Source organism: Frankia sp. CeTa3Moorea, from assembly GCF_978021225.1.
On sequence record NZ_CDXDOR010000154.1, the window covers coordinates 1 to 1317 of the forward strand.

Sequence of the window (1317 nt, forward strand, 5' to 3'; positions counted from 1 at the left end):
ATCGTAGGATGAGACCTTGTGACAATGTGACGTTGGCTGTCACACTGTCTCGCAAGAGATTCTACCGAGGCACCACCGGATCGGACAGGCGGTACGCACGCCGATGACGAGCAGCGACGAGGCCCACGAGAAAGCCCGTGAGATCGTCCCGGCCGAATCCGTCTGGTGGGGCTGGGGCCCCGCCGAGGCGCATGACCCACTGCCCGATTCCACCCGCCTTCTGCTGGCTCGGCTCGGCATTCCCGCCCGTCCTCGCCCGCCCGTCCCGCTCGCCGAGGTACGCCTGCCCGCGTCGCGGCTGCCGGATCCGGCCCGGGCCGCGCTCGCGGCGGTCGTCGGGGACGACGAGGTCCGGGTGGACGATGTCGCGCGCATCCGGCACTGCCGGGGCCGCTCGACGACCGACCTGTTGCACCTGCGGGCGGGGGACGCCTCCGCCGCGCCCGACGCGGTCGTCCGGCCCGCCGATCATGACGAGGTGCTCGGCGTGCTGCGGGTCGCGACCAGAGAGCACCTCGTGGTCGTGCCGTTCGGGGGCGGTACCTCGGTCGTCGGCGGCCTTGCGCCGCCCGAGCGTGGCGACCGTGCCGTCGTCGCCCTCGACCTCGCCCGGCTGGACCGGCTCGGCCGGGTGGATCCCGACTCCGGCACCGCGGAGCTCGGCGCCGGGCTGCGGGGCCCCCGGGCCGAGGCGTTGCTGGCCGAGCACGGTCTCACGCTCGGGCACGTCCCCCAGTCCTGGGAGTACGCCACTATCGGTGGCTACGCGGCGACCAGGTCCAGCGGTCAGGCATCCGGGGGCTACGGCCGGTTCGACGACCTGGTCGTCGGCCTGCGGGTGGCCACGCCGGTGGGCGGCTGGGAGCTCGGCCGCGCCCCGGCGTCGGCCGCCGGACCGGACCTGCGGGAGCTGCTACTCGGCTCCGAGGGCGCCTTCGGGGTGATCACCCAGGTCGTGGTCCGGGTCCGGCCGCTGCCGGCCCGGCGCGGCTACGAGGCCTGGTCGGTGCCCGACTTCGCGACCGGCACCCGGCTGCTGCGCTCACTCGCCGCCCGCGACCTGCGGCCGACGGTATGCCGGTTGTCCGACGAGACGGAGACCGTCGCGGGGCTCGCGCGGCCGACCCGGTCGGGCGGCGAGCGCGGGGGCGGCGCCGTCGGCTGCTACCTGGTGACCGGCTACGAAGGCGACGATCGCGCGGTGGAACAGCGTTCCGCGGCGGTCGCTGCCGTCCTGCTCGCCGGGGGCGCCAAACGGCTCGGCGCGGCGGCCGGCCAGGACTGGGAGCAGGGTCGGTTCCGGGCGCCCTACCTGCG

At 75.2% G+C, this 1317-nt stretch carries 1 protein-coding gene; it reads left to right on the forward strand.

Annotated elements, in window-relative coordinates; translation table 11 throughout:
- Positions 1 to 103 precede the first annotated feature (103 nt).
- Positions 104 to 1317: FAD-binding oxidoreductase (locus AC08OV_RS20375; RefSeq protein WP_476620126.1), on the forward strand; the 1214-nt coding region annotated here is incomplete at its 3' end.